Annotated in this window: 29 protein-coding genes and 1 tRNA gene; 19 read left to right on the top strand and 11 right to left on the bottom strand. The window is 60.0% G+C overall.

Going from position 1 to position 25,804, the window contains the following annotated elements; genetic code table 11:
• The first annotated feature begins 163 nt into the window (after nt 1–163).
• Nucleotides 164–475, top strand: a complete 312-nt coding sequence (locus AC1DZ5_RS07755; RefSeq protein ID WP_477887721.1) for a DUF5076 domain-containing protein — start codon at nt 164–166, stop codon at nt 473–475.
• A gap of 156 nt (nt 476–631) precedes the next feature.
• On the top strand, nt 632–1,084 hold the full coding sequence (locus tag AC1DZ5_RS07750; protein ID WP_477887719.1) for a hypothetical protein: 453 nt from the start codon (nt 632–634) through the stop codon (nt 1,082–1,084).
• A gap of 343 nt (nt 1,085–1,427) precedes the next feature.
• Here AC1DZ5_RS07750 and AC1DZ5_RS07745 read toward each other — a convergent pair whose 3' ends face one another.
• Entirely contained in the window at nt 1,428–2,513 is a 1,086-nt protein-coding gene (locus AC1DZ5_RS07745) for an IS110 family RNA-guided transposase (protein ID WP_477887717.1), read from the bottom strand.
• Between the two features lie 187 nt (nt 2,514–2,700).
• Here AC1DZ5_RS07745 and AC1DZ5_RS07740 point away from each other — a divergent pair, with 187 nt between their 5' ends.
• The 3 genes from AC1DZ5_RS07740 (at nt 2,701) to AC1DZ5_RS07730 (ending at nt 4,555) form a co-directional block, all read left to right on the top strand.
• The gene (locus AC1DZ5_RS07740; protein WP_477887715.1) at nt 2,701–3,441 is read left to right on the top strand and encodes a hypothetical protein; all 741 of its coding nucleotides are present in this window, start codon (nt 2,701–2,703) and stop codon (nt 3,439–3,441) included.
• Nucleotides 3,442–3,582: 141 nt separating this feature from the next.
• The gene (locus AC1DZ5_RS07735; RefSeq protein ID WP_477887713.1) at nt 3,583–4,017 is read left to right on the top strand and encodes a hypothetical protein; all 435 of its coding nucleotides are present in this window, start codon (nt 3,583–3,585) and stop codon (nt 4,015–4,017) included.
• A gap of 142 nt (nt 4,018–4,159) precedes the next feature.
• Nucleotides 4,160–4,555: a hypothetical protein gene (locus tag AC1DZ5_RS07730; protein WP_477887711.1), complete on the top strand. Its 396-nt coding sequence runs from the start codon at nt 4,160–4,162 to the stop codon at nt 4,553–4,555.
• A gap of 32 nt (nt 4,556–4,587) precedes the next feature.
• Here AC1DZ5_RS07730 and AC1DZ5_RS07725 read toward each other — a convergent pair whose 3' ends face one another.
• Nucleotides 4,588–4,971: a MerR family transcriptional regulator gene (locus AC1DZ5_RS07725; protein WP_477887709.1), complete on the bottom strand. Its 384-nt coding sequence runs from the start codon at nt 4,969–4,971 to the stop codon at nt 4,588–4,590.
• Nucleotides 4,972–5,046: 75 nt separating this feature from the next.
• Between AC1DZ5_RS07725 and AC1DZ5_RS07720 the strand changes: the two genes are divergently transcribed.
• The 14 genes from AC1DZ5_RS07720 (at nt 5,047) to AC1DZ5_RS07655 (ending at nt 16,270) form a co-directional block, all read left to right on the top strand.
• Complete coding sequence (locus tag AC1DZ5_RS07720; protein WP_477887707.1) at nt 5,047–5,505, top strand: SRPBCC family protein; 459 nt, start codon at nt 5,047–5,049, stop codon at nt 5,503–5,505.
• A 90-nt stretch (nt 5,506–5,595) separates the two neighbouring features.
• Nucleotides 5,596–6,387 (top strand): sulfite exporter TauE/SafE family protein, encoded by a 792-nt coding sequence (locus AC1DZ5_RS07715; protein ID WP_477887705.1) that lies wholly within the window; start codon nt 5,596–5,598, stop codon nt 6,385–6,387.
• A 2-nt stretch (nt 6,388–6,389) separates the two neighbouring features.
• The gene (locus tag AC1DZ5_RS07710) at nt 6,390–8,207 is read left to right on the top strand and encodes a nitrite/sulfite reductase (RefSeq protein WP_477887703.1); all 1,818 of its coding nucleotides are present in this window, start codon (nt 6,390–6,392) and stop codon (nt 8,205–8,207) included.
• A gap of 29 nt (nt 8,208–8,236) precedes the next feature.
• A complete protein-coding gene (locus AC1DZ5_RS07705; RefSeq protein WP_477887701.1) occupies nt 8,237–8,626 on the top strand; it encodes a DUF934 domain-containing protein in 390 nt (129 codons plus the stop codon).
• Nucleotides 8,623–9,432 (top strand): phosphoadenylyl-sulfate reductase, encoded by an 810-nt coding sequence (locus AC1DZ5_RS07700; RefSeq protein ID WP_477887699.1) that lies wholly within the window; start codon nt 8,623–8,625, stop codon nt 9,430–9,432. The genes AC1DZ5_RS07705 and AC1DZ5_RS07700 overlap by 4 nt, the downstream gene beginning before the upstream one ends.
• Nucleotides 9,429–10,361 carry a sulfate adenylyltransferase subunit CysD gene (cysD, locus tag AC1DZ5_RS07695; protein WP_477887697.1) on the top strand — a complete coding sequence of 311 codons (933 nt, stop codon included), beginning with the start codon at nt 9,429–9,431 and terminating at the stop codon, nt 10,359–10,361. Before AC1DZ5_RS07700 ends, cysD begins: the two co-directional genes overlap by 4 nt.
• A complete protein-coding gene (locus AC1DZ5_RS07690; protein WP_477887695.1) occupies nt 10,361–11,692 on the top strand; it encodes a sulfate adenylyltransferase subunit 1 in 1,332 nt (443 codons plus the stop codon). Before cysD ends, AC1DZ5_RS07690 begins: the two co-directional genes overlap by 1 nt.
• Before the next feature lie 108 nt (nt 11,693–11,800).
• Entirely contained in the window at nt 11,801–12,130 is a 330-nt protein-coding gene (gene fdxA, locus AC1DZ5_RS07685) for a ferredoxin FdxA (protein WP_315496825.1), read from the top strand.
• A 13-nt stretch (nt 12,131–12,143) separates the two neighbouring features.
• Nucleotides 12,144–13,208 carry an NAD(P)/FAD-dependent oxidoreductase gene (locus AC1DZ5_RS07680; protein ID WP_477887693.1) on the top strand — a complete coding sequence of 355 codons (1,065 nt, stop codon included), beginning with the start codon at nt 12,144–12,146 and terminating at the stop codon, nt 13,206–13,208.
• Nucleotides 13,209–13,274: 66 nt separating this feature from the next.
• Nucleotides 13,275–13,350 (top strand) — tRNA-Asn (locus AC1DZ5_RS07675).
• A gap of 94 nt (nt 13,351–13,444) precedes the next feature.
• Nucleotides 13,445–13,720 (top strand): DnaJ domain-containing protein, encoded by a 276-nt coding sequence (locus AC1DZ5_RS07670; RefSeq protein ID WP_477887691.1) that lies wholly within the window; start codon nt 13,445–13,447, stop codon nt 13,718–13,720.
• A gap of 12 nt (nt 13,721–13,732) precedes the next feature.
• Entirely contained in the window at nt 13,733–14,284 is a 552-nt protein-coding gene (locus AC1DZ5_RS07665; RefSeq protein WP_477887689.1) for a hypothetical protein, read from the top strand.
• Between the two features lie 16 nt (nt 14,285–14,300).
• Nucleotides 14,301–15,050 carry a hypothetical protein gene (locus AC1DZ5_RS07660; protein WP_477887687.1) on the top strand — a complete coding sequence of 250 codons (750 nt, stop codon included), beginning with the start codon at nt 14,301–14,303 and terminating at the stop codon, nt 15,048–15,050.
• A gap of 2 nt (nt 15,051–15,052) precedes the next feature.
• Nucleotides 15,053–16,270, top strand: a complete 1,218-nt coding sequence (locus tag AC1DZ5_RS07655) for a hypothetical protein (protein ID WP_477887685.1) — start codon at nt 15,053–15,055, stop codon at nt 16,268–16,270.
• A 3-nt stretch (nt 16,271–16,273) separates the two neighbouring features.
• On the opposite strand, the gene AC1DZ5_RS07650 is transcribed toward AC1DZ5_RS07655, so the two are convergent.
• The 9 genes from AC1DZ5_RS07650 to AC1DZ5_RS07610 all read right to left on the bottom strand — a co-directional run bounded on the left by AC1DZ5_RS07650 (nt 16,274) and on the right by AC1DZ5_RS07610 (nt 25,789).
• Nucleotides 16,274–16,612 (bottom strand): L-rhamnose mutarotase, encoded by a 339-nt coding sequence (locus AC1DZ5_RS07650; RefSeq protein WP_477887683.1) that lies wholly within the window; start codon nt 16,610–16,612, stop codon nt 16,274–16,276.
• A 22-nt stretch (nt 16,613–16,634) separates the two neighbouring features.
• Complete coding sequence (locus AC1DZ5_RS07645) at nt 16,635–18,197, bottom strand: methyl-accepting chemotaxis protein (RefSeq protein WP_477887681.1); 1,563 nt, start codon at nt 18,195–18,197, stop codon at nt 16,635–16,637.
• A 30-nt stretch (nt 18,198–18,227) separates the two neighbouring features.
• Nucleotides 18,228–19,004, bottom strand: coding sequence for an L-fucose dehydrogenase (locus AC1DZ5_RS07640; protein WP_477887679.1), 777 nt, complete (start codon nt 19,002–19,004; stop codon nt 18,228–18,230).
• Nucleotides 19,005–19,033: 29 nt separating this feature from the next.
• Nucleotides 19,034–19,921 (bottom strand): L-fucono-1,5-lactonase, encoded by an 888-nt coding sequence (locus AC1DZ5_RS07635; protein ID WP_477887677.1) that lies wholly within the window; start codon nt 19,919–19,921, stop codon nt 19,034–19,036.
• Nucleotides 19,918–21,213, bottom strand: a complete 1,296-nt coding sequence (locus tag AC1DZ5_RS07630) for an L-fuconate dehydratase (protein ID WP_477887675.1) — start codon at nt 21,211–21,213, stop codon at nt 19,918–19,920. Before AC1DZ5_RS07630 ends, AC1DZ5_RS07635 begins: the two co-directional genes overlap by 4 nt.
• Nucleotide 21,214: 1 nt before the next feature.
• Nucleotides 21,215–22,069, bottom strand: coding sequence for a fumarylacetoacetate hydrolase family protein (locus AC1DZ5_RS07625; protein WP_477887673.1), 855 nt, complete (start codon nt 22,067–22,069; stop codon nt 21,215–21,217).
• A 123-nt stretch (nt 22,070–22,192) separates the two neighbouring features.
• Nucleotides 22,193–23,134 carry a substrate-binding domain-containing protein gene (locus AC1DZ5_RS07620; protein ID WP_477887671.1) on the bottom strand — a complete coding sequence of 314 codons (942 nt, stop codon included), beginning with the start codon at nt 23,132–23,134 and terminating at the stop codon, nt 22,193–22,195.
• A 105-nt stretch (nt 23,135–23,239) separates the two neighbouring features.
• Complete coding sequence (locus tag AC1DZ5_RS07615) at nt 23,240–24,238, bottom strand: ABC transporter permease (RefSeq protein WP_477887669.1); 999 nt, start codon at nt 24,236–24,238, stop codon at nt 23,240–23,242.
• Between the two features lie 30 nt (nt 24,239–24,268).
• Nucleotides 24,269–25,789 (bottom strand): sugar ABC transporter ATP-binding protein, encoded by a 1,521-nt coding sequence (locus tag AC1DZ5_RS07610; protein ID WP_477887667.1) that lies wholly within the window; start codon nt 25,787–25,789, stop codon nt 24,269–24,271.
• Between the last annotated feature and the right edge of the window lie 15 nt (nt 25,790–25,804).

Genomic DNA, 25,804 nt, shown 5'->3' with positions numbered 1-25,804 from the left:
TGAGTGGTCAAAATCGAGAGTGAAGACTGCGGTGTTTGTCGCTATTTTTATGAGAGCAGCTCACGCAGACTGGATATGAAAAAATGCCATTTTTTATAGACCACACTCCCACGTTATACCGCAGCGCTTTGCGGTATAAATTACGTTAACCCGCACTGCAACTATGCGTACACTTGTAATACCCCCTGCCGCTCAGCGTGACGACGATGCCGTGCAAATGCTCAGCGGTTGGATTGCGGAGAACGGTCTTCACTGCACAATGAATGTTGGTATGTGGCACGCGCAAGGCCGAAATGAGCCAAAAGCTTGGGGGATTTTGTTAGCGGATGTCGTGCGTCACTTAGCCAATGCAATTGAAAGCGAGCGTGGTGTTGATTCTGACGACGTCATCGCCGATATAGTTGAATCATTCAACGAAGAACTTGATAGTCCAACATCCGAGGTGCGCGGTGAGTTTCATCCTGGTCACGATTGATGTCGTAAGCCTGAATCGCGTGGGGCACTGTCGCTCGGAGTGGTTCGGGTTAACAGGTTGCTCCATCCGACCGCCAACTGCGTCGGCTGAGCGCCAACGTTAGGCGTCGCAAGCTGCAGTGTCCCACCCGAATACTTTGACTTGTACTGAATCAGCATGATCCAACGCCGCCTGCTCATTTTCGGAGCATCATCTGTGCCGCTGTCATTGCTTGCGGCTGATCGGCCGAGGCTTACAAACATACGCTTCGGTATCTTCCGCGAAGTCTCGGAAGGCGTCTTCGACTTCGTCAGCGAGACAAATCGGCTTCCGCGCAGGTACAAAGCAACCGGCTTTCGCTGGGGCATTGGCTTCGACAATCCCGATTGCAAGCCCATTGAGTGGTACGAAGTGGTGCACTTGCCTGCAGAACTGAAAGAGGTCTCCGGCAACCTCCAGCGCGCACGGACGCGGACCATGCGCACAAAGACATTCAGTTCCTCTCAGCCGACGATCGTTGATGACTTCTGGTTCGATGAAGGCGACCCGCTAGGTCCACACAGACTCGAACTCTTCGTCAACGGGTCACTTCGGCATGTCGTTGATTTTCAAGTTGTCGAAGACAAGTAGGCGATCGATGAACCATCGTGCCTGGCACCAGGCGGCGACGCCTAACCCTTCCTATATGGACTCCCCCGCAAGCGCAAGAAACTGACCGATGTTTTGGCTGTTGGGGAAGCGCCTGCAGTCGTATATCCGGCATCAGAGGTGGGATCGTTAATGTCCCGTGCCGACATGGAATCTGCGTCACCAATGCGCCAATCGTTACAAGCGGCTGCAAACGAGCCGGAAGAGTTATCGGCGTCTATCGGTGTGGGGGGAACCCGGTTGGCCATGGTGGTCGATCAATCTCGTCGCAACGCGTGATGGGTGTGGAGTTTCTTCTTGATGACGGCTGTTTTGGATGTTGCTGTCAGGCAGGCATCACAAAACTCTCCCTGTGGATCTTCTTGTTCAGCCGCACGGTTTGCTCACCGAACGGCTCCTTGTCCCTGAGCGTGGCATAGCAAATCCGCGCCAGCTTATTGGCCAGCGCACACGCCGCCTTGTTGTGGTTGCTTCTGGACTGCACATCCAGCGCCCAGCGGCGTACACCACATACCTCTTTACCTGCACCCTCAGCCACCTTGGCCGAGCGCAGCACACTCCTGGCCCCGTGGGTCAGAAGCATGCGCAAGTAGCGGTCCCCCTTCTTGGAGATATGCCCCAGATAGCGGTTGTTGCCCGAGCTGTACTCCCTGGGCGTCAGGCCAAACCAACTGGAGAAGTGCCGGGCGTCCTGGAAGTGACTCACATCACCAGAGGTAGCCGCCACCAAGGCCGTGGCTGTGAGCAAGCCAATGCCAGGGATCGACAGCAAGGTGGTGCAGGCTGGACTCAACCTGGCAATGGCAGCCAGCTCGCGCTCCAGTTGGGCGATGCGGGCCTCCAACAGGTGAATCTCATCGACCAACAGCTTGGCTGTACCCCGGATCAGATCGGGCACAGCGGTGCTGGGGTCTGCCAGCACCCGGCTGATCGCTTCCACACCAGTGCGCGCTCCTACGGGAATCGCAATCCCAAACTCTCGGCAGAAGCCGCGTAGTGCATTGATGCGCGAAGTGCGTGTCCCCATCCACAGGCTGCGGATGCGGTGCATGCCTTGCAAGGCTTGTTGTTCTACCGACTTCACCCGCACCGGGCGCATATCGGATGCACGGGCGGCCTCCAGCAGCGCTGCGGCATCGGCTGCATCGGTCTTGTTGCGCTTGACGTAGGCACGGATGTACTGGGCAGGCAGCAAGCGAACCTCAATGCCCAGACTGTTGAGCCAGCGGCCCCAGTGGTGCGCTGAGCCGCAGGCTTCCATCACAACCAGGTTCACGTCCCGATTGAGAAACCAGCGCTCGAACTGAGTGCGGGTGAGGCGCTGGGTTTCCACCACACGCCAGTGTTCGTCGGCCACAGCGAGTTGAAAGACGGACTTTGCAAGATCAACGGCAACGGTAGTAGCATGCATGTCGGACTCCTTACGTTGAAAGAACTGCTCCCCACGCCAATGAAGACCAGTACGCAACTTTTGCGCAAAAAGACGGGGGAGTCCATCCCATCATTCAAGCGGACTGGCCTACGGCCAGCCGCTTAAGTCAAACGTTAGAAATATGAAAAAGTGTGTGTTTTGCCATCGCTCTCCGCCCGAAGTAAAAATGTCCGGCGAACACGTCCTTCGCGCGAAGCTAGCGAAAATACTGCCAAGCGAAGGCACGCACATCAATTGGGCCCAGAACTATATTTGTCCAACCTCCGGGGAACTCAATGAAAAATTTAGAAAAATACCAAGCGGGCCATTCGATCAGAAGGTAAACGACGTCTGTAAAGAGTGCAATGAAGGCTGGTTAAACAAGTCAGTTGAACTGCCTTGCGAGCAATATATCGAGCCAGCAATTCTTGGGCAATCCTTCACCACAACTGGCGAGGCCAGAAAATACATTGCTCTATGGGCATCCAAGACAGCCGCAGTCAGAGGACTAATGGACCCAAAGCCGAGAGGGATCCCAGTAGAACACTTTCAGTGGATCAAAGAGAAGCTAACTCCGCCGCCTAACACCTACGTTTGGCTAGGCAAAAGTCAATTCACCCCACTGACGGTAACCCGACACTTGCGCTTCTTTGTGTTTGATCACAACACAGACACAGCCACGCCATGCCACATAACGATGTTCACCATAGGATTCATGACTCTGTTCATCCTGGGCTGCACAACAGAAGATGGCGAAAATTCGCTGCATGAAACAATTAAAAGACTCGATTCAGAGCAAATTATCAGAATATGGCCGAACGGGGTAATGAGCAACACTCAATTTCTGCCCGAAATGAGTAAGGAGCATATTTATAAGCTCAGCTCAACAGATCTGCCCAACATGCTCCATGCAACACTTCAAAAATAGCGCCAATATTTCTAACCCTTCGCTCCAAGCGGACGGCTTCGCCGCCCGCTGAGCTTGCACGTTAACGACTGCTTGGGAGCACTGTGAAAGACTGTAACCAGTCTATGTCCGACATCTTTTCAAGCAACCAGTAGATCAACTATGCGTTCAGACACTAATCGCACCACATCTCTCTGGTTCGCATCACTGGTCGCTTTATTAGTCGCGCTCGGTACACAGCATTTGCTTGGAATCCTCATACCTGTCAGTGCTGTTTCTTGGTTGAGCGGAACTCCTCCAAACACAAACTACATCTTTGTTTCTGGGATAACAAATTTTTGGCCGCTGGCCACCCTGATTCGACTTCTGGGTTTTACTGTCGGTGGTGCCGTTGGGTCGCTATTGACCCGAGATGTATCGCTGCGAGTATTCTTTATTTTCGCTATCGTCAGCCTCGTTTCTGCCCATTTCGAAGACGTAGTAGCGCCGGATACTGCTTCAATATTCAAGCTCTATATTTGGGTATTCGCGGGGCCCGTTGGGATGTGCTTTGGCATCGTCCTTGCGCGGCTTTTTGGTCGTGTCGCTCAGACCTGAATCTAGAAAGCTTCGGAGCTCCAGGGATGTCGGCCATCAGTCTGTAGACGCCTTGGCATCGCGGCAGAAGCGGTCATGCTGACATAAGTCTCAGTTTGATACGATTCCGATGACACTTCCATACATTATTCGTTGAACATCCATGATCCAAGGCGGAGCAATCATTGCTGATATCGAGCGTTTGCTCGAACTGTTTGCCGAGCTTTGCGACGACCGGGATACATTTGACGAGCTGCTTGCAATGCTTCACAAACCTGAGCGTTGGAAGCTAGCGCATGGTCTCTTTCAAAAAATACGCAAGAAATGTCTTGCCGCCGAAAAAGCGAAAAAAGAAGTTGCCCAAGCGCAATACATGTTCGAGGAGGTTTGCGCAAAAACCATTTACAACCTCAGTGGTGAATCTGCGCCGTTTGATGCAGATTCACCCTACTGGATTGTTCCAAACGCCATTGCGCTAGGCCGGACAATTGGAGTAGCAGAATCTAAAGTGCTGGCCGCTGTTTCATTGCTGAGAAGCCGGCCGGGTCCGAATGTCTAACGTCTGCTTTTGAGCGAGACTTAAGACTGCTTTCAGTCTATGGGCGTCTCTGAGAGATTGTGACGCGCAGCCCTGTCTTCCAGACGCTGCTGTTCCCGCATCAATATCTTGCTGACCTTGCGCAGGTTCGCAATCTGCGCTTCTACCGCAGTGCGTTTTTCTGCCATCAAGCGGGCGCCTTGCGCGCAATCGATGCTTTTTGCACGCATGGCGTTCAACACCTCACGTATCTCTTGCAGCGAGAACCCCAGGGACTGGAGTTGCTGCAGCAACGTGGCGTCTTTGACCGCTGACTCCGGGTAGTCGCGGTAATTGTTGGCGCCGCGGCTTACGCCGACCAGCAGCCCCTCACGCTCGTAAAAGCGAAGTGCATGGCGCCCAAGACCGGTTCGACTTTCCAATTCGGCAATACGCATGAAATTTTCTCTTGACTATAGACCTTACTCCACACATTAGCATGGCTGTTGGCTTCACTCAATGACAACATCCCCATGCATTTGCTTACCGAAAAAACCATCCAGATCCAACGGCCCGTGGCGGCTGTATTCAACTACGTGGTGAACATGGAGAGGTTTGGGGAGTGGTTCCCGGGTGTTCTTTCCATTGAGTCGGCCAATGACCTCCACCATGGGCAAGTAGGGAAGAAATATCTGGAGGCCGCGTCGGTGCCACTCAGGGGAACACAAAAAATCCAACTGGAAGTGCATGAGGTGCGTGGCCATCATTTTTTCGCCACCCAGGGGCGGTTTCTGCCATTGCTGCCGCGCATGGAAATATCGCTCAGTGAAACAGGCACCGATTCCTGCCAACTGACTTGGCGCATGTTCAGCCGAAGTGACAGCCGCATCGTCCGGTATCTGGTGCTGCCACTGGCCAGCCGCGTCATGGGCCAACGCGCAGCGTTAGGGGTTGCAGCATTGAAGTGGCGGCTGGAGGATGACAAACCCTGACACGGCGGGACATCTATATAACCAAACCTCATACCCCCATAGCTAAAAAATAGTTTTCAATCTAAGCCCGCCCCCCTACAGTCCGTGCCTATGCATGATTTAGCGTTTGTTTTTGCGGGCTTCTTTGTAGGCGCTGTGGTGGGTCTTACGGGGGTCGGCGGCGGCTCGCTGATGACGCCCATCCTGATCTTCTTCTTTGGCGTGAAGCCCTATATGGCTGTGGGGACCGATCTGCTGTTTGCGGCCTTCACCAAGATGGGGGGCACGGTCAAGCTGGCACGCTCCAAGCACATTGACTGGCGGGTGGTCATCAACCTGTCGGCCGGCAGCATTCCCGCCGCGCTCATCACCCTCTACACCCTGCACACCCTGGGCGCCACCAGCCCTACGGTGCAACACCTCATGACCACCACACTGGGCGGCGCGCTGTTGCTGACGGCCGCAGCCACGCTGTACAAAGCCCTGCGCGGCAAGGCCGCCCCGGTATCTGTGGCCGCCGGCCAGGAAGCCGCTGCCGCTCGCCCCCGTCACTGGAGCCTGCCGCTGCTGTTCGGCGCACTCATTGGCACGCTGGTTACACTCACCTCCGTCGGCGCGGGCGCCATTGGCGTCACGGTGTTGATGCTGCTGTACCCGCTGCTGCCCCTGCCGCGCATCGTGGCGGCGGACATTGCCTACGCCGTGCCGCTGACACTGGTAGCCGGCATGGGCCACGCCTCGCTGGGTTCGGTGGACTGGCCCATGCTGGCCAAGCTGCTGGCAGGCTCGATCCCCGGCATCTGGGTGGGTTCGCACCTGATGTTCAAAACGCCTGAGCGTGTCATTCGTTCTTTGCTTTCCATCCTTCTTGCCTATGCTGGCTTGAAACTCATTGCACTCTGACCATGTACCAATACACCGAATTTGACCGCCAGTTCGTCCGCGCCCGTGCCGCCCAGCACCGCGACCAGCTGGAACGCAACCTCGCCGGCACGCTGAGCGATGACGAGTTCCGCCCCCTGCGCCTGCAAAACGGCTGGTACATCCAGCGCTACGCGCCCATGCTGCGCGTGGCCGTGCCCTACGGCGAGCTGTCCAGCGCCCAGCTGCGCGTGCTGGCCCGCATCGCGCGTGAGTTTGACCACCCCAGCAAGGAAGTGTTTGACACCGCCATTGGCGCCCAAGCCGCCTGGGGCACCACCCACCTGCCCGTGGGCTACGGCCACTTCACCACGCGCCAAAACGTGCAGTTCAACTGGATTCCACTGGCCAAGAGCGCCGATGTGATGGACCTGCTGGCCACCGTGAACATGCACGGCATCCAGACCAGCGGCAACTGCATCCGCAACATCACCAGCGACGAGCTGGCCGGCGTGGCCCCCGACGAGATTGCCGACCCCCGCCCGTGGGCCGAAATCATGCGCCAGTGGAGCACGCTGCACCCCGAGTTCGCCTTCCTGCCGCGCAAGTTCAAGATCGCCATCACCGGCGCCACAGCCGACCGTGCAGCAACCTACTGGCATGACGTGGGCCTGCACCTGAAGAAGAACGAGGCTGGCGAGCTGGGCTTCAAGGTGCTGGTAGGCGGTGGCATGGGCCGCACGCCCGTCATCGGCACCACGATCCGCGAATTCCTGCCTGCGCTGCAGATCATGAATTACCTGGAAGCCGTGGTGCGTGTCTACAACCGTTGGGGCCGCCGCGACAACATGTACAAGGCGCGCATCAAGATTTTGGTGAAGGCCGAAGGCCAGCGCTATATCGACGAAGTGGAAGCCGAGTACCAGCAGATCCTGACCGTGGACGGTGCCCCGCACACCATCACCCAGGCTGAGTTGGACCGCGTTTCAGCATCATTTGTGCCTCCAGCCCTCGTGGAACGTGCGCCAGCAGCTACTAAAACTGTAGCAGTACTACCTGAGCGCCAACGCGACTACGACCGCTGGCTGCAACAAAACGTGGCTGCGCACCAGAACCCCGCGCTGCGCGCCGTGACCCTGAGCTTCAAACGCCTGGGCCAGGCCCCCGGCGACGCCGATGCGGACCAGTTGGACACCGCTGCCGCCCTGGCTGACGAATTCAGCGCCGGAGAAGTGCGCGTAACGCACGACCAAAACTTGCTGCTGCCCTGGGTCAACGCGGCCGACCTGCCCGCCCTGTGGGTGGCGGCCAGCCACGCCGGCCTGGCACGCAGCAACATCCGCCTGCTGACCGACATGATCGCCTGCCCCGGCGGCGATTTCTGCGCACTGGCCAACGCCCGCTCCATCCCGATTGCCGAGTCCATCACCGAGCGCTACCAGGACATGGACGAGCTGCACGACCTGGGCGAGATTGACCTGCACATCAGCGGCTGTATCAACAGCTGCGGCCACCACCACAGCGGCCACATCGGCATTCTGGGCGTGGATAAAGACGGCAAAGAGTGGTACCAGGTGTCCCTGGGCGGCTCCGACGGCTCCACGCTGAGCGGCGCTGCCGTGCCCGGCAAGGTGGTCGGCCCCTCGTTTGGCGCGGGCGAAGTGCCCGGCGTCATCGAAGCGCTGCTGGACGCCTTCCGCCTGAACCGCCAGGGCCGCGAGACCTTTATCGACTGCGTGAAGCGCGTCGGCTTTGACACCTTCAAGGCGGCCGCCAACAGTGCCCGCCTGGCCGACAAGCACGAAGACCTGCACGCCCTGCCCAAGTCGTCTGGCTACGCCAAAGACGCACAGGAAGCCTGAGCCCCGGACGCAGAAAGAGAGAAATCACTATGAAATTAATAGCTGCTGCCGCACATTCCACGGGGGCTACAGACCCCAAGGTCTTGGAAATTGCGAATACCGAAGACCCACGTAGCGTGTCGCTCGAAGGCGTGACGCGCATCGACCTGCACTTCCCCAAGTTCACTGATGGCCGCGCGTACAGCCAGGCTTTCCTGCTGCGCCGCCGCCTGGGCTTTACCGGCGAAATCCGCGCCACAGGCGATGTACTGATCGACCAACTGGTGCAGATGGAACGCACGGGTTTTGACGTGGCCGTGCTGCGCGAAGACCAGAACGTGGACTTTGCCCAACGCCAGTTTGACCGCTACCGCGGCTTCTACCAAGGTGACGCGGTCACCGTGAAGCCTGTGTTTGCGCGTGAAGGAGCCACCGTATGAGCGACGCTGACTCGGTTTCCAGCCTCAGCAACCGCTTTGCCGTGCAGGCCCAGCCCGCTGGCAGCGCCATGACGCGCAACGCCGCCGCGTCTGGCGACTACATCATCAAGCTGGCTGAAGCCCAGGCCGTGCTGGCCCAGGCGGCGGCGCAGTTTGCGGGTGAAGACGGCGAGGTCGCCCGCGTCACCCAGGCCTCCAGCCTGGGTGCCGAAGACGTGGTCATCAGCCACCTGATCAACAGCCTGAAGCTGGACATCGGCATCTTTGTGCTGGAAACCGGCCGCCTGCACCAGGAAACGCTGGATCTGCTGGAGCGCTTCAAGGCATCCAGCCGGGCTGCCGTCACCGTCTACACCCCGGTACAAGAGTCCGTCATCCACTTTGTGGACCGCGAGGGCAAGGATGCGATGTACAAGAGCATCGAGTTGCGCAAGGCCTGCTGCGGCATCCGCAAGATGGAGCCGCTAGACCGCGCCCTCAAGGGCAAGGACGCCTGGATCACCGGCCTGCGCCGTGAGCAATCTGGCGCGCGCGCCGAAGTGCCGCTGGTAGATACGTCGGAGAAACGTACCAAGATCAACCCCCTGGCCAACTGGACTTGGGGCGACGTGTGGCACTACATCCAGGCCAACAAGCTGGACTACAACCCGCTGCACGACCAGTTCTACCCCAGCATCGGCTGCGAGCCCTGCACCCGTGCCATCAGCCTGGGTGAGGACTTCCGCTCCGGCCGCTGGTGGTGGGAAGACGAAGCCGCCAAAGAGTGCGGCCTGCACGTCAAACACGAAGAAGAAGCAAAAGCATGAACGCGATGACAGACACCTCCCATTTTGACCGCCTCTCCAACCAGCACCTCGACGCGCTGGAAGAAGAGACGATCTTCATCCTGCGCGAAGTGGCGGCCGCCTTTGAGCGCCCCACCCTGCTGTTCTCGGGCGGCAAAGACTCACTGGTCATGCTCAAGTGCGCTGAAAAAGCCTTTGGCGTGGGTCGCATTCCCTACCCGCTCTTGATGATCGACACCGGCCACAACTTCCATGAAGTGACCGACTTCCGCGACTTCCGCGCCAAGGAACTGGGTGCTGAGCTCATCGTGCGCAGCGTGGAAGACTCCATGGCCCGCGGCACCGTGCGCCTGGCGCACCCTGGTGAGAGCCGCAATGTGCACCAATCGGTCACGCTGCTCGAAGCCATCGACGAATTCCGCTTTGACGCACTCATCGGCGGCGCCCGCCGCGACGAGGAAAAGGCCCGCGCCAAGGAGCGCATCTTTTCGCACCGCGACAGCTTCGGCCAATGGCAGCCCAAGGCCCAACGCCCCGAGCTGTGGACGCTGTTCAACACCCGCCTGCAACCCGGCGAACACTTCCGCGTGTTCCCCATCAGCAACTGGACCGAGCTGGACGTCTGGCAGTACATCGAACGCGAAAAGATCGCGCTGCCGAGCCTGTACTACACGCACAAACGTGACGTCGTGGAACGCAAAGGCCTGCTGGTGCCGGTGACCGACCTGACACCCGCCAAGGACGGCGAACAAGTGGAGAGCCGCGACGTGCGTTTCCGCACCGTGGGCGACATCACCTGCACCTGCCCCGTAGAAAGCACGGCGGCTACGGCGGCCGACATCGTGATCGAAACCCTTGCCGCCGACGTGAGCGAACGCGGCGCCACCCGCATGGACGACAAAACTTCTGAGGCTTCCATGGAGAAGCGCAAGAAAGACGGATACTTCTGATGACTGCTACTGTTTCTATAGCTACTCCCGCACATTCCACGGGGGCTAGCGGCACAAATGACACTTCATCCGCCCTGCGTTTCATCACCTGTGGCAGTGTGGACGACGGCAAAAGCACGCTGATTGGCCGCCTGCTGGTGGACAGCCGCTCGGTGCTGCAAGACCAACTGGCCAACGTCTCCAAAAGCGGCGAGGCCGACCTCGCCCTGTTCACCGACGGTCTCTCTGCCGAGCGCGAGCAAGGCATCACCATCGACGTGGCCTACCGCTACTTCGCCACGCCCGCGCGCAAATTCATCATTGGCGACGCCCCCGGCCACGAGCAGTACACCCGAAACATGGTCACCGCCGCCAGCAGCGCCCATGCGGCCGTGGTGCTGGTAGATGCCACCAAGCTGAAGTGGAATGTGGACGGCCTGGTGGACCTGCTGCCCCAGACCCGCCGCCACAGCCTGCTGGTGAACCTGCTGCGCGTGCCCAGCATCATCTTTGCGGTGAACAAGCTGGACGCGCTGGGCGACGACGCGGCCAAGGCCTTCGCCAAGATCACCGAAGCGCTGCAGGCCTTTGCCAAGCAGGCCGGCATTGCCGTTACCGCCACCATCCCCATGTCGGCCCTCAAAGGCCACAACGTGGTGACTGCCAACCCCGGTTGGTGCGGTTACAACGGCCCTAGCCTGCTGGCACTGCTGGAAACCCTGCCAGTGACGGCTGCCGAGACCGATGTGCCCTTTGCCTTCCCGGTGCAATGGGTCGAGAAGTTCCATGATTCGGCGGACACCAGCAAGGGCCGCCGCGTGTTCTGGGGCCGTGTGGCCACCGGTACCGTGCAGCCCGGCGACACCGTCTCTATCCTGCCCAGCGGAAAAACCGCCGTGGTGGCTCAGGTGCTGAACCACGCCCGCGTGGCCAAAAATGTAGGCGCAGGCCATGGCGCCGGCCTGGTGCTGGACCGCGAGGTGGACGTGTCGCGCGGCGACTGGATTCTGGCCTCCAACGACGCCCCCAGCCACTTCGACACCACCCGCGAGATCAAGGCCACCGTGGCCTGGATGGACGACGAACCTCTGGTTGCCGGCCGCGTGTACCTGGCGCTGCATGGCCACCGCTGGATCAAGGCCAAGGTCAAGCGCATCGTGCACAGCCTGGACATCAACACGCTGCAAGAGCACGACGCTACGCAGATCCTGCCCAACGCCATTGGCCACATTGAAGTGTCCTTGCAAGAGCCGATTGCGGCCCTGCCGTACCTGCAAAGCCGGGTGCTGGGGTCGCTGATTCTGGTGGACACGGCCAGCCACAAGACGTCGGGCGCATTGCTGCTGGGTTGATGCAACGCAAAGGAGTCGCCCCTGTTTACAGGGTCGACTTCAAAACCCAATAAAATCAAGGGCTTGGCACCTTGCTGCCACATTTACTACTACTAGCCGCCAAACAACATGACACACATCGTCACCGAAGCCTGTATCAAGTGCAAATACACCGACTGCGTGGACGTGTGCCCCGTGGACTGCTTCCGCGAAGGCCCCAACTTTCTGACCATCGACCCCGATGAGTGCATCGATTGCGCCGTCTGCATCCCCGAATGCCCGGTCAACGCCATCTACGCCGAAGAAGACGCGCCCAAAGACCAGCAGCACATGATCCAGCTCAACGCCGAGCTGGCCCGCCTGCCGGGCTGGAAGAGCATCACCAAGCGCAAGGCACCCCTGGACGACGCCGACGACTGGAAAGACAAGACCGGCAAGCTGTCTGAACTGATCCGCTGACGCGGCGCACGGCATGGCTGCCTCCGTCATTGAAGCCGATGCCGTCGTGATTGGCGCGGGCCCCGTGGGCCTGTTCCAGGTCTTCCAGCTTGGCCTGCTGGAGGTGCAAGCCCATGTAATCGACGCCCTGCCCTACGCGGGCGGCCAGTGCGTCGAGCTGTACGCCGACAAACCCATTTACGACATCCCCGCCGTGCCGGTTACCACCGGCCGCGGCCTGACCGAAAGCCTGCTGCAGCAAATCACGCCGTTTGGCGCGCAGATGCATTTTGGCCAGCAGGTCGCCTCCGTCCAGCGCCAGGACGACGGCCGCATTCACCTCACCACCACAGGTGGCCAGGCCTTTCTGACCAAGGCCCTGTTCATTGCCTCCGGCGTGGGCGCCTTTGTGGCCCGCAGCCTGCATGTGGACGGCATTGCGCAGTTTGAAGGCAGCCAGCTGCACTACGCCACGCCCCCCGTAGCCACCCTGTCCAAACGCCATGTGGTCATCCACGGCGGTGGCGATGCCGCGCTGGAGTGCGCGCTGCAGGTGCTGGCCCCGGACAACACCCACCGCCCTGCCTCGGTCACGCTGGTGCACCGGCGCGATGTGTTCGTAGCCGAGGCTGACACCCTGGCCCGCGTGCAGGCCCTGCGCGCCAGCGGTGCGCTGCGCTTTGTGGCAGCGCAAATCACCGGCTTTGAGGCCACCGATGGCGTGCTCAAGGCCCTGCAGATTCTGGATGCCGAAGGCCACAGCCGCGCCCTGCCCGCCGACCGAGTGTTAGCTTTCCTAGGCGTATCCCCAAAGATGGGGCCGATTGCCGATTGGGGCCTGGCCATGGAGCGCAAGCAACTGGCCGTGAACACCGAAGACTTTGGCACCAATGTGCCCGGCATTTTTGCCGTGGGCGACATCAATACCTACCCCGGCAAAAAGAAACTCATTCTGTGCGGCTTCCACGAAGCCACACTGGCGGCTTATGGCGCGATGCCTTTCATCTTCCCCGAGAAGAAAGTCATGCTGCAATACACCACCACCAGCCCGCGCTTGCATGCGCTGCTGGGCGTGCAGACGCCGCAAAAAAATGCGTGACTTTTTTCAAAAAGACAGGCGCATTCCAATTCACCCAAAAAATCACGCTATAATTCGAGGCTTCATTCCTCAATAGCTCAGTTGGTAGAGCGCCGGACTGTTAATCCGTAGGTCCCTGGTTCGAGCCCAGGTTGAGGAGCCAGAACAACCCGCAAGGGTGCAAGAAACCCTGCTACTTTTTCAGTAGCGGGGTTTTTTCTTTGTCCGCCACAATGCGCTTCTATGAAAGCCGCTGCATGAAAGACCATTACGCAGCCCTGGGGCTAAACAGCGCAGCCACGCTGTCCGATATCAAGAAGGCCTTCCGCCAAAAGGCAGCGCTGTACCACCCCGACCGCAACCCGGCTGCCGACGCAGCGCAGCGGTTTCGGGAGGTGCAAGAGGCGTACGAGGTGCTGTCCGACGATGACAAGCGCCAAGCCTATGACGACAACCGGCGCCGGGGCCTGCTGGACAGCCCGATTGAGACCGCACGCGAGATCTGGAACGCCTATTTCGGCCGCATTCTTTGAGTTAGACCACCCATGAGCATTTCCCCGTTTTTCCAACACCTGCGCAGCGCCTACGAGGCAGAGATTGACGACCTGGCCTCGGACTCCGAAGGCACCCATGTGCTGCCCAAAAAGCTGGCCGAGCGCCGCAAGGAACTGGGCTTTTTGCTCAGCATGCTGGAGCTCAGCCCCGAGATGGTGGCCGTGGTGTTTCACCAGGCCTTTCGCTTCAAATCACCCGCCGCATGGAACGATTTGCTCTCGCACGAATCAGAAGAATTGCCCGAGTGGGACAGCCTGAGCGATGCCATCGAAATCTCGCCGTGGGCACGCCCTCTGGCCGAGCAAGTGCTCCAGCAGCCCGCCGGCCCCTGGTTCATGTGCGTGGCCGCCGCACTGGAATACATGTACGCCCGCCCCGACAGCCGCCCCGCCGCTGCGAATGACGGCGATGACGAGGAAGAAGACCGCGACGCTGAAGACGGCGGCCACGACGGCCTGGACGAAGACGAGCGCGAAGCCCGTGTGAGCGAGGAAGAAGGCGCCGCCTGGATGGTCGAGCAAGGCTTTGACCACAAAGACTGATTGAGCTGAGAACACGATGTCCCAACTTGCCCTGATTGAAAAAACCCAAGCCCTCATCGCCGCAGGCGACATCGTGGGCGCTGAATCCGTGCTGACCGAACTGGCCGACACCGAGGGCGATGGCGCCCTCATGGTGGTGCTGCAGCAGCTTCCACCCAAAGACATTCTGGCCGTGATTCGCGAGTACGACGACTCCAAGGAATCCATCGTCAACCTGCTGATCACACCGCAGCAGTTTGCCCACGCCGTAGTCATTGAAAAGCAATACAAGGATCTGACACGCACCCACCTGCGCGGCATGATGAACTCGGTCATCTTCCGCGACGACTCGGCCGATGCCATCGAGTTCCTGACCGCCATTGGTGACCTCGAGGGCGGCAGCGAGGCTCTGGCAGACTACTTCACCGAAAAGTGGAGCCGTGTGGAGGCCTTTGCCCGCACCGGCACCTTTGACACAGTGGAAGACGACGGCGAGATGCTGTCCGAGCAGGCCTTGCTGCAGTCCGCCTATGTGCGTCCGCGCGTGGAGCTGGATGAAGTGGCCGACCAGGACTGGATGCAACTGGCATGGCTGTTGCGCCACGAGATCCCTGACCTGTTCATTGAAATGCTCATCGTGCTGCGGGCCAAGGCACGCACCCACGACATGGGCCTGGACGATGAAGAAGAAGCCGAGGAAGACGACGGCAAGGTGGAAACCGGTGACACCGACCGCGGCAAGGCCACACCGGCCGCGCGCGAAGACGACGAAGAGGCCGCCATCTGACCATGTCTGCGCAGCCGCAAGCCGTCTCCCTGTATGACGCCCGCCCCTTCTTCGAGAAGGCGCTGGCGTTTGGCGTGCAGCACGGGCTGATTGACCAGGCCAAGCTGGACGCCATCTGCACTGATGCGCCCAAGGGCATGGTGCAGATTGCGCGCTACTTTGGCACCGAATTTTTGCGCCCCGAGCTGGAGCAGGCCAAGGACCGCATGGTGAACCTGGTGAGCCTGTACCTGGAGCACAGCAGCAGCGGTGATTTGCAGCACGCGGCCGAGGCCCTGCGGGATCACAGCTTTCTCTCGCGCTCCAAGGGTGGCTCGGACATGCTCAAGGCGCTGATTGCCATGCCGCAGAGCACCCACTTTGGCATGAACGAGCGCAGTGGCTTTCGCGACGAACACATCCCGCTGCTGGCCAAATGGGCGCTGCGCAGCCTGCCCGACTACCAGGCCGAGCTGGCCACGCGCAGCCGTGTGGCCGCGGTGGTGGACGCAGCCCTGTGGCTGGCCCAGCAGCTGGGCGTGGACGACGAAGCGCTGGAAGAAGCCGGCAAGGACGCCGAGGCCGTGATCCGCACTGCCCTGCTGGCGCTTGCCCTCAAGCGTACCGAGATGCCTGACTGGGTGCTATTCGAAAAAATGGTGCTGGCCTTGCGCAAGAAGTTCGCCACGCAGTCCGACAAATTCAACATCCCCATGCCCAAAGGCCTGCCAGACGATTACGTGGAGGCGGTAGAGGCCGTGCGCCAGTCGCTGTTGCAAGACGCCCCCAAGTGGCTGGAATCCACCGTGCCGGCCCGCAAGTTGTTTGACCAGACGCCCGCCTTCATGGGCCGCTATTTCTGGCTGGAAGACGCGCTGGCCGAGGTTGACCACTTTGCCCGCGCCACCAGCAAGGCTTGGGACAAGGCCACCGGTGGCAATGACGACGAAAGCTCGCTGCTCACGCTGTTCCTGTGCATGGCGGCGGGCAGTACGCCCAAAACCCTGCTGACCGAAAAGGCCGCCGCCACGCTGGTGCGCAAGATTCGCAAATCGGGGCTGAAACCTGAAGTGGTCCGTGCATTCATTGCGGAGCATGCGCCTGCCCAGCACCAGGACGACTATGCCAGCCTGTGGGACAACTTCATCGAAGACGCGCTGCCCACGCTGCAAAGCGACCACGACCACACCTTCAACGACGCCGTGGCGCTGCTGCGCCGGGAATGCAATATCGGGGTGTAAGGGCTATTGCACGGCCAGATCAAAGATCTTGGCCATGGGCACCCATTTTTCACCCGCAGGCGTCCACGGCGTAGGTGCCTGGTAGGTCCACATCAGCGCTTCCCAGCGCACGATGGCCGGGTTGTTCAGCGAAGCCTGGGCCATGCCTTCGGCGCTGTAGACCGCAGGGTCTACCTCCATCACCATGAACAGGCGCGTGCCCAGGCGGTAAATCTCCATGCCCAACACGCCCTGGGTACGCAGGTGCTCGCGCACCTCGGGCCAGATTTTTTCATGCGCTTTTTCGTACTCGGCAATGCGCTGGGGGTCGTCCACCAAATCCAGGGCCAGGGCGTAACGCATAAGGTTCCTTGTCGTGTAAATGTCAGGTTGGTACGGACGCGAGTTTGAACTGCGCCACGGTGCCTACCAAATCATGGGCCTGGCTTTGCAGGCTGCTGGCCGCTGCGGCCATTTGTTCTACCAATGCAGCATTTTGTTGCGTGGCCTGGTCCATCTGGCGCACCGCATCGCCCACCTGTGAAACGCCAGCACTCTGCTCTGAGCTGGCTGCACTGATTTCCGACATGATGCCGGTGACGCGCTGGATCGCGGAGACCACCTCGGTCATGGTCTCTCCGGCCCGGTCCACCAGTTGGCTTCCTTGCGCCACGCGCTCCACACTGGTATCAATCAAACCTTTGATCTCCTTGGCGGCCTGGGCAGACCGGCCCGCCAGCGAACGCACCTCAGACGCCACCACGGCAAAGCCACGACCTTGCTCGCCTGCTCGGGCAGCCTCTACCGCTGCATTCAGCGCCAGGATGTTGGTCTGAAAGGCAATGCCATCGATCACGCTGATGATGTCGGCAATCCTCTGGGAAGACTCGTTGATGCCCTTCATGGTTTCCACGACCTGCCCCACCACCGCCCCACCTTGCGTGGCCACGGTCGATGCGGTCATGGCCAACTGGCTGGCCTGCCTCGCGCTGTCGGCGTTTTGCTTCACCGTAGACCCCAGTTCTTCCATCGAGGCTGCGGTTTCTTCCAGTGCACTGGCTTGCTGCTCGGTGCGGGCACTGAGGTCGTTATTGCCATGGGCGATTTCTGAGCTGGCCGTGGCCACCGCCTCCGACCCCGAACGCACCGACAACACCACCTGCACCAGGTTGGTTTGCATGCTTTTCATGGCGGCCATCAGGCTGCTGGTGTCGTTCTGGTGCACCGCGATGGTCTGGGTCAAATCTCCCGCACCAATTTTCAACGCCACCCGCGCAGCTTCTTTGGGCTCACCACCGAGCTGAGACGCCAGCAACCAGACAATGACAAAAGAAACGCCTATGGCCAACAACACACTGACGACCGCTATCGTGACCAGCAGCAGCAGGGCCGCGCTGTAGACCTTGTTGGAATCTTCAAAGGCCACATGGTTAGCGTCTTGTTGGTACTGCACACCGGCGTCCAGTGCACTCTGCCAGCCATCAATCGCATCGCCTACCAGTTTGAGGTTTTTGATGGCCTCGGAATCCCGGTGCTCCTGCACTGCAGCGTAAAGATTGCCTAACAGCGGCATGGCCTTCTGACGCGTGTCGTCCACTTTCTGCCAGGGCCCACTGGTTTGTGCAATCACATTCGATTGCGACAGTTTCTCGCGGATTTTGTTGTAGTTCTCTACCTCGGCTTTGTAGGCGTTGATCTCTTCCAGAATTTCAGCATCGCTGTTGAGCAAAATGATTTTTCGCACCGACAGGCTGATTTTGGAGACCGACTTGTGCAGCGCATTTGCAATCGCGATTTGCGCGTTGTTGGTCGTCTCCATTTGCTCCAGGTTGCCATGCATGCGGCGCATCATTTCGGCATTGATGGCGCTGGACACGAGATACACCACCACCAGCAAACCAAACCCCGCGTACAGGATTTGGGAGATTTTCAGATCAGACAATTTCATGCGCCGTACTTTCCCAGAGTGCCGCCCCCTTTAGGACAGCGCACGGTCCAGGTGGGTATAGCCACCGTCCACAAACACCCATTGACCTGTGGTGTGAGAGGACACGTCGGACAACAAGAAGACGCACATGCTGGCCATTTCTTCGGACGTGGTCATACGGTGTCCGAGCGGAATCTTGGCGGTGATGGAGGCTAGCTTTTCTTCAGGCTTGTCAAAGCTGTTGATCCAGCGCTCGTACAGGGGGGTCATCACCTCGGCCGGAATCAGGGCGTTGACCCGAACACCGTCGCTCAGCAACGCCGCTGCCCATTCACGGGTCAGCGACAGTTGCGCGCCCTTGGAGGCGCAATAACCACTGGTGTTGCCCTGCCCCGTCACCGCCGTCTTCGACGACACGTTGACGATGGAACCCTTGCTGGCCTTGAGGTGCGGCACGCAATAGTGCGCCATGGTGTAGTAGTGGATCAGGTTGCGTTCTAGCGAGCCCACGAAGGCATCGCGGCCTGCGTCCAGCCCGATGTTGTCGTTGATGCCCGCGTTGTTCACCAAGCCGTCCACACGACCAAACTGGGCCACCACCTGCGCGACCGCTGCACGGCAGGCAGCCTCGTCTGACAGTTCCACCTGCACAAACAAGTGCTGGCGGGCCGTAGTCTTTAGCCGCTGGGTAAAGTCTTCGGGCATGGGGCTTTTACCGAACACCACGGGGATGGCGCCTTCTTGGGCCAACGTGAGCGAAATGGCGGCGCCAATGCCACTGGCCCCACCGGTCACGATGACCACCTTGTCTTGTAAATGCAGATCCATGGAAACTCTCGGTCAAATGTCAATTGAGGTCAATCGGCCAGGGCCTGCACATTCAGGCCATAGCAGCGGATGGCATTGCCACTCCAGAAGGCCTCCTGCTCACGCACCGTCAGGCGCGTGCTGGCCCATTTGTGTGCCAGGCCATGCACTACGTCATACGGTGCAGCCAACTGGCACACCGGCCAGTCGGAGCCAAACATCAGCCGCTGCGGCCCAAACGCTTCCAGCGCCTGGTCAAAGCAGGACAGAATGGTTTTGGCGTCTTCCGGTGTCACACCGGCGTGGCCACTCCAGTCGGCCTCGGTCACTGCACCCGAGAGCTTGCACATCACGTGCGGCAAGGTGGCCAGCTCGCGGATGCAGCTGCTCCAGCGGCCCGGCACCTCGGCGCTGCGCGCCCAGTCACGCACGGAGGGCTTGCCCACATGGTCCAGCACCAGCCAGTGCTGGTCGTGGCGCGCACAAAACTCGGTCACGCTGGGTAGCTGGTGGTCAAACACCAGCACGTCGTACACCAAGCCGCGCTTTTGTACCGCGCGCAGCCCGGCGTTGATGGCCGACGCGTTTACCCAGGTGCCCACGTCCGGCTCGTCTTGCAGGATGTGGCGCAGGCCCTTGAAGGCCGTGTGGTCACCCCATTGCTCCAGCCTGTGCTCCAAATCGGCCGCGCCCAAATCGGCCCAGCCCACCACGCCCAGCACCTCGGGGTTCTGGTCCGCTACACGCAACAAAAAATCGGTCTCCGCTGCCAGCGTGCGGGCCTGCACGGCCACGACGGCATCTACACCCGCAGCGCCCATGGCCGCTTCGCAGTCCGAGGGCATGCAGTCCCGCTGCAGCAGGGGCATGGCGTCGCTGATCCACGGGAATTCCTCGGCGCGGTAGCGCCAGTAGTGCTGGTGGGTGTCTATCTTCATGCCGCGATAGCTTTGGGTTTGAAGGTGTACTGTTGGAGCGACTCGGGTTTCATTTCGATCGAAAAGCCTGCCGCTTGCGGTGGCATGTAGGCCGCATTCTCGATCACGCAGGGGTCGACAAAGTGCTCATGTAAATGGTCCACAAACTCGATCACGCGGCCTTCGCGGGTGCCCGCAATGCACAGGAAATCGATCATGGACAGATGCTGCACGTACTCGCACAGGCCCACGCCGCCGGCATGCGGACACACCGGCAAGTTGTACTTGGCGGCCATCAGCATCACGGCCAGAATTTCGTTCACGCCACCCAGGCGGCACGAATCGATCTGCACGACGTCAATGGCGCCGCGCATGATGAGCTGCTTGAAAATGATGCGGTTCTGGCACATCTCGCCCGTGGCCACTTTCATCTTGCCGAGCATGGCTTCACGAATCTGGCGGTGGCCTTCGATGTCGTCGGGGCTGGTGGGTTCTTCGATGAACCAGGGTTTGGCGAATGCCAATTCCTCCAACCAGCCGATGGCTTGCGGCACTTCCCACACCTGATTCGCGTCGATCATCAGGTGGCGATTGGGGCCAAGCACCTCGCGGGCGATGCGCAGGCGGCGGATGTCGTCGGCCTTGTCGCGGCCTACCTTGAGTTTGATGTGGTTGAAGCCAGCGTCCACGGCCTCCTGGGCCAGTCGACGCAGCTTGTCATCGTCGTAACCCAACCAACCGGCGGACGTGGTGTAGCAGGGGTAGCCCTCGCGCTCCAGCGTGGCCCAGCGCTCGTCCTTGCCCACCGCGCGTTCACGCAGCAGGGCCAGGGCTTCTTCAGGCGTAATGCAGTCGGTGATGTAGCGGAAGTCGATGAGCTTCACCAGTTCCTCGGGACTCATGCGGGCCACCAACTTCCACACTGGCACGCCTTCGAGCTTGGCCCACAGGTCCCACACCGCGTTGACCACGGCGCCTGTGGCCAGGTGGATAGCGCCCTTGTCCGGGCCAATCCAGCGCAGCTGGCTGTCGGAGGTGATGTAACGCCAGAAGCGCCCCATGTCAGCAGCCACCCAATCCATGTCCAAGCCCACCACCAGGTGACGCATGGCTTCGATAGCAGCGCAGCAGATCTCGTTGCCGCGGCCAATGGTGAAGGTCAGGCCGTGGCCTTCCTTGCCGGGCTGGTCGGTTTCCAGAACACAATAGGCCGCGGAATAGTCCGGGTCCGGGTTCATGGCATCCGAGCCATCCAGGTGTTGGGACGTAGGGAAGCGCACGTCCACGACGCGCATGTTGGTGACTTTGGTCATATCAGGCCTGTACGGTCTTTTGTGTTTGGGTCCCCAGGCCGTCAATGCCCAGGTGGATGGTTTGTCCCGCACGCAGGTACTGCGGCGGCTTCTGGCCCATGCCCACGCCGGGTGGGGTGCCGGTGGAGATCACGTCACCGGGCTGCAGGCTCATGAAGCGGCTCAGGTAGGCAATCAAAAACTTCACGCCATAGACCATGGTGGAGGTGCTGCCGTTCTGGAAGCGTTTTCCGTCCACGTCCAGCCACATCTTCAGGGCTTGTGGATCTGGCACTTCGTCGGCCGTGACCAACCAGGGGCCAGTGGGGCCGAAGGTGTCGCAGCCCTTGCCCTTGTCCCAGGTGCCGCTGCGGTCCAACTGGTATTCGCGTTCGGACACATCGTTCACCACGCAGTAGCCCGCCACGTGGGACAGCGCATCGGCCTCGTCGATATAGCGGCCGCCCTTGCCGATGACCACGCCCAGTTCGACTTCCCAATCGGTCTTGACCGACCCCCGTGGAATTTCCACCTGGTCATCAGGACCGACGATGGCGCTGGTCCATTTGTTGAAAACCACCGGCTCGGGCGGCACCTGCATGCCGCTCTCGGCCGCATGGTCGGAGTAATTCAGTCCAATGCAAATGAACTTGCCCACCTGGCCTACACAGGCCCCCAGGCGCAAGTCTTGTTGCGGAGTGCCTGCCACCAGGGGCAAGCTCTCGATGTTCACGCCACGCAAACGCGCCAGGCTCTCGGGCAGCAGCGCAGCACCGGCCACATCGGCAATGTGTCCCGACAGGTCGCGCACGCGGCCCTGGGCATCCAACACACCGGGCTTTTCCTGACCTGGCAATCCGTAGCGTACTAATTTCACAGTCTTTCCTTTTCAGTCAACAAATCAGGGCACCCGCGGAACTGGCTCTGCCAGGCCGCTGGGTGCGCCCCCCTCCCGCCGCAGGCGAGAGAGGGGGAGCGGCGCAGCCGCTCGGGGGGTGCTTCAATCGTAAAGAACGGCCGCGATCTTCGCGTCCTTCATATTGCTCTTGTCGTAGTAGTAGAAGCCGGTGTCGATGATCTTGGGCAGCGCCTCACCCTTCAACGCCTTCACAGCAGCTTCCACCGTCTTGTAGCCAATACCCACGGGGTTTTGCGTGATGGAGCCGGCGATAGTGCCGTCGTTGATCATGTCCTTCTGGGCCTTGCCAGAATCGAAACCGATGATCACGATGCCCGTCTTCTTGGCTTCCTTGATGCCCTTGCCTGCACCAATGGCGCCAGGTTCATTGGTACCAAAAATACCCTTGAGTTGAGGGTGAGCTTGCACCAAGGCCTTGGCAATTTCAGCAGACTTCAGCTGATCGCCACCGTATTGCACGTCCACCACCTTGATCTTGGGGTACTTGGCCTTGATCTGGTTCAGGAAACCATCGCGGCGACCAACGCCAGTGGTGCTGGTCTGGTCATGGGCGATCACAGCCACTTCACCTTCGCCGCCAATTTTTTCGGCCATCTTGTCCGCAGCCAGGGCAGCAGCAGCCACGTTGTTGGTGGTGGCTGTGGTCAACGGAATGTCGCTGTCCACACCGGAGTCAAACGCGATCACCGGGATTTTGGCGGCTTGGGCCTTCTTCAACAGAGGAATAGCAGCCTTGCTGTCCAGCGCGGCAAAGCCGATAGCGGCAGGCTTCTTGGCCATGGCTGCGGACAGCATGTCGATCTGCTTGTCCACTTGTTGTTCGGTCTCTGGGCCTTCGAAGGTGACCTTCACCTTGTAGTCCTTGGCGGCCTGGTCAGCGCCCTGCTTCACGGCTTGCCAGAACTGGTGCTGGAAGCCTTTGGAAATCAGGGGAATGTAGATCTCCTGGGCGGTTGCGAAGCTGGAAAAACCAGCCAGTGCCAAGCCAGCGGTCAAAGCCAGCAGTTGTCGTTTTGCGTTCATGGGATGTCTCCTGTTAGAAAAAGTTATGTCACACGGAATCACGAAAAAAAGCGAAATGAAAATTCGGAAAGTAAACAGCGGGGCATGGGGCGTGGTGCGGTCTCCTTATTTCTTATTGCGGCGCAGGTTGTCGGTGTAGACCGCCAAAATGATGATGAGACCGGTGAGCACCATCTGCCACTCCTGGGCCACCGACATGATGCGCAGACCGTTGATCAGCACACTCATGATGAAAGCGCCAATGATGGTTCCCAAGATCGTGCCCACCCCACCGCTGAGCGAGGTGCCGCCGATCACCACCGCGGCGATGGCATCGAGCTCGTAACCCTGTCCCAGCGCGGGCTGGGCAGAGTTCAGGCGCGAGGCAATCAATAGGCCCGAGACGCCGCAAATGCCACCTGCAAAGGTGTAGATGATGACCTTCCAGCGGTCCACATTCACACCCGAGAGGCGCACCGCCTCTTCGTTGCTGCCCAGTGCAAAGGTGTAGCGGCCTAGAGCCGTCTTGTTCAGCACCACTGCACAGACCACTGCCACCACAAACATGATGAGAACACCGTTGGGAATGGGCAGCGCAGGAATGAGGTCGCCGATCAGCGAGCCCAGCGAAATCTGGTCAAAGCCCTCCACGTCGTTGAAATAGATGGGGCGGGTGTGCGTGATCAACAGCGACAAGCCCTTGAGCAACATCATCATGCCCAGGGTTGCAATAAAGGGAGGCACCTTGAGCTTGGTGATGGCCAGGCCAGAAACACAGCCCGACAGCGCGCCCATAGCCAGTGCGCACACAACACCCAGTGGCATGGGCATGCCCCAGTTCACCATAAAAACACCGGCCATGACCGCACAGAACGTCATCAGAACGCCCACCGACAGGTCAATGCCCGAGGTGATGATGACGAAGGTGCTGGCAATGGCCAGCACGCCAATGACCGTGGTGGACTGCAGGATGCCAATGATGTTGTCCTGCGTCATGAAGGCATCGGGCTTGAGCGCGGTGAACACCAGGATCAGTGCAATCAGGCTGGCAAAGGCCAGCAGTTTCTGCTTGGCCTGGCCGCCAGACAAGCGCGCCAGCCAAGAGGGAGAGTTCGATTCAGACATGGAAGAGTTACCTTGGTGTTTTTATGAATGTCAGTGCACAACCGCTGCTGGGTTGTCTGTCTCGCGCCGCGTGGCCAGCGCCATAAGCTGCTCCTGCGTAGCCTCGTCGCCACGCACCTCGCCGGTAATGCGGCCTTCGCACATCACCAGCACGCGGTGGCTCAGTTGCAGCACTTCGGGCAGTTCGCTGGAAATCACAATGATGGCGCGCCCCTGGGCGGCCAGGTCGTTGAGCAGCTTGTAGATTTCGCTCTTGGCGCCCACGTCGATACCGCGCGTGGGTTCGTCAAAAATCAGTACCTCGCAGTCCTGCACCAGCCACTTGGCAATCACCACCTTTTGCTGGTTGCCACCGGACAGCAGCTTGGCGGTCTGTGTCAGCGACGGCGTCTTGATGCGCAGCTTCTCCACCATCTGTTGCGAGACCGTGCGGATGGCTGGGCGGTTCAAAAATACGCCCCACTTTAGCCAGCGCTTCAAGCTGGGTAGCGTGATGTTGGATTCCACATCCATGCCGGTGGCCAGGCCAAAGTGCTTGCGGTCTTCAGACAGGTAGCCAATGCCGGCCTGCACCGCGTCTTGTGGCGAGCTCAGACGAATCACCTGCCCGCGCACTCGCACTTCGCCCGACTCAATCGGGTCGGCACCAAACACGGCGCGCGCCACCTCGGTGCGGCCCGCGCCCATGAGCCCGGCAAAACCCAGAATCTCACCACGGCGCACGCTGAAGTTCACGTCGCGGATCGCGCGGCCACGGTTGAGACCACGTACCTCCAGCAGCACCTCATTGGTCGAGGTATTGGGAATCGTCTTTTCGGCCTGCTCCAGTTTGCGGCCCACCATCATGGCGATCACGTCGGACATGGGTGTCGCAGCCGGTACGGTGGCAATGTAGGCGCCATCGCGCATCACGGTGATGCGGTCGGCAATACGTTGGATTTCGTCCATCTTGTGCGAGATGTAAACAATGCCAACGCCCTCACTTTTCAGCTGACGAATGATGCGGAACAGGTCTTCAATCTCAGCATTGTTCAGGGCAGCCGTGGGCTCGTCCATGATGAGCACGCGCGACTTGTGCGACAGCGCCTTGGCAATCTCCACCATCTGCTGGCGGGCCACGGTCAGCTCGCCAATCGGGGTGGTGGGCGCCAGCGCCAGGTGCATGCGGTCAAACAATTCCTGCGCGTCGCGGTTGAGCTGCGCTTCGTCCAGAAACAGGCCGCCTGTTTTGCGGGGCTCGCGCCCCAGGTAAATGTTTTGTGCCGCCGTCAGATGGCCCATCAAGTGCAACTCTTGGTGGATGATGCCAATGGCCAGCGACTGCGCATGCGCCGGGCTGTCAATCTCCACCGGCTTGCCGTCCAGCAGCACCTCGCCGCTGTCCTTGCGGTAGACGCCGGCCAGAATTTTCATCAGCGTGGACTTGCCCGCGCCGTTCTCGCCCATCAGGGCATGCACCTCGCCGGGCATCAGGTCAAAGCGCACGCCATCCAGCGCCTTCACGCCGGGAAACGATTTGCTGAGGTTTTGTACGGAAACCAGTGGGGTCACGATCAGGCCTTGGGT

Source organism: Rhodoferax sp. P1_F3 (assembly GCF_056405715.1).
Note: the sequence above shows the minus strand (reverse complement) of the source record. Positions and strands in the feature narration are given on the sequence as shown.

What these genes read in the sequence shown, in the direction of transcription:
- AC1DZ5_RS07725 (WP_477887709.1), bottom strand. Translation starts at nt 4,971, where the DNA reads ATGCGTATTGCCGAATTGGAAAGTCGAACCGGTCTTGGGCGCCATGCA.
- AC1DZ5_RS07660 (WP_477887687.1), top strand. Translation starts at nt 14,301, where the DNA reads ATGTCCCAACTTGCCCTGATTGAAAAAACCCAAGCCCTCATCGCCGCA.
- AC1DZ5_RS07710 (WP_477887703.1), top strand. Translation starts at nt 6,390, where the DNA reads ATGTACCAATACACCGAATTTGACCGCCAGTTCGTCCGCGCCCGTGCC.
- AC1DZ5_RS07630 (WP_477887675.1), bottom strand. Translation starts at nt 21,213, where the DNA reads ATGACCAAAGTCACCAACATGCGCGTCGTGGACGTGCGCTTCCCTACG.
- AC1DZ5_RS07665 (WP_477887689.1), top strand. Translation starts at nt 13,733, where the DNA reads ATGAGCATTTCCCCGTTTTTCCAACACCTGCGCAGCGCCTACGAGGCA.
- AC1DZ5_RS07700 (WP_477887699.1), top strand. Translation starts at nt 8,623, where the DNA reads ATGAGCGACGCTGACTCGGTTTCCAGCCTCAGCAACCGCTTTGCCGTG.
- AC1DZ5_RS07735 (WP_477887713.1), top strand. Translation starts at nt 3,583, where the DNA reads ATGCGTTCAGACACTAATCGCACCACATCTCTCTGGTTCGCATCACTG.
- AC1DZ5_RS07730 (WP_477887711.1), top strand. Translation starts at nt 4,160, where the DNA reads ATGATCCAAGGCGGAGCAATCATTGCTGATATCGAGCGTTTGCTCGAA.
- AC1DZ5_RS07750 (WP_477887719.1), top strand. Translation starts at nt 632, where the DNA reads ATGATCCAACGCCGCCTGCTCATTTTCGGAGCATCATCTGTGCCGCTG.
- AC1DZ5_RS07755 (WP_477887721.1), top strand. Translation starts at nt 164, where the DNA reads ATGCGTACACTTGTAATACCCCCTGCCGCTCAGCGTGACGACGATGCC.
- AC1DZ5_RS07670 (WP_477887691.1), top strand. Translation starts at nt 13,445, where the DNA reads ATGAAAGACCATTACGCAGCCCTGGGGCTAAACAGCGCAGCCACGCTG.
- fdxA (WP_315496825.1), top strand. Translation starts at nt 11,801, where the DNA reads ATGACACACATCGTCACCGAAGCCTGTATCAAGTGCAAATACACCGAC.
- AC1DZ5_RS07720 (WP_477887707.1), top strand. Translation starts at nt 5,047, where the DNA reads ATGCATTTGCTTACCGAAAAAACCATCCAGATCCAACGGCCCGTGGCG.
- AC1DZ5_RS07715 (WP_477887705.1), top strand. Translation starts at nt 5,596, where the DNA reads ATGCATGATTTAGCGTTTGTTTTTGCGGGCTTCTTTGTAGGCGCTGTG.
- AC1DZ5_RS07620 (WP_477887671.1), bottom strand. Translation starts at nt 23,134, where the DNA reads ATGAACGCAAAACGACAACTGCTGGCTTTGACCGCTGGCTTGGCACTG.
- cysD (WP_477887697.1), top strand. Translation starts at nt 9,429, where the DNA reads ATGAACGCGATGACAGACACCTCCCATTTTGACCGCCTCTCCAACCAG.
- AC1DZ5_RS07655 (WP_477887685.1), top strand. Translation starts at nt 15,053, where the DNA reads ATGTCTGCGCAGCCGCAAGCCGTCTCCCTGTATGACGCCCGCCCCTTC.
- AC1DZ5_RS07680 (WP_477887693.1), top strand. Translation starts at nt 12,144, where the DNA reads ATGGCTGCCTCCGTCATTGAAGCCGATGCCGTCGTGATTGGCGCGGGC.
- AC1DZ5_RS07615 (WP_477887669.1), bottom strand. Translation starts at nt 24,238, where the DNA reads ATGTCTGAATCGAACTCTCCCTCTTGGCTGGCGCGCTTGTCTGGCGGC.
- AC1DZ5_RS07635 (WP_477887677.1), bottom strand. Translation starts at nt 19,921, where the DNA reads ATGAAGATAGACACCCACCAGCACTACTGGCGCTACCGCGCCGAGGAA.
- AC1DZ5_RS07650 (WP_477887683.1), bottom strand. Translation starts at nt 16,612, where the DNA reads ATGCGTTACGCCCTGGCCCTGGATTTGGTGGACGACCCCCAGCGCATT.
- AC1DZ5_RS07690 (WP_477887695.1), top strand. Translation starts at nt 10,361, where the DNA reads ATGACTGCTACTGTTTCTATAGCTACTCCCGCACATTCCACGGGGGCT.
- AC1DZ5_RS07705 (WP_477887701.1), top strand. Translation starts at nt 8,237, where the DNA reads ATGAAATTAATAGCTGCTGCCGCACATTCCACGGGGGCTACAGACCCC.
- AC1DZ5_RS07645 (WP_477887681.1), bottom strand. Translation starts at nt 18,197, where the DNA reads ATGAAATTGTCTGATCTGAAAATCTCCCAAATCCTGTACGCGGGGTTT.
- AC1DZ5_RS07740 (WP_477887715.1), top strand. Translation starts at nt 2,701, where the DNA reads ATGTCCGGCGAACACGTCCTTCGCGCGAAGCTAGCGAAAATACTGCCA.
- AC1DZ5_RS07640 (WP_477887679.1), bottom strand. Translation starts at nt 19,004, where the DNA reads ATGGATCTGCATTTACAAGACAAGGTGGTCATCGTGACCGGTGGGGCC.
- AC1DZ5_RS07745 (WP_477887717.1), bottom strand. Translation starts at nt 2,513, where the DNA reads ATGCATGCTACTACCGTTGCCGTTGATCTTGCAAAGTCCGTCTTTCAA.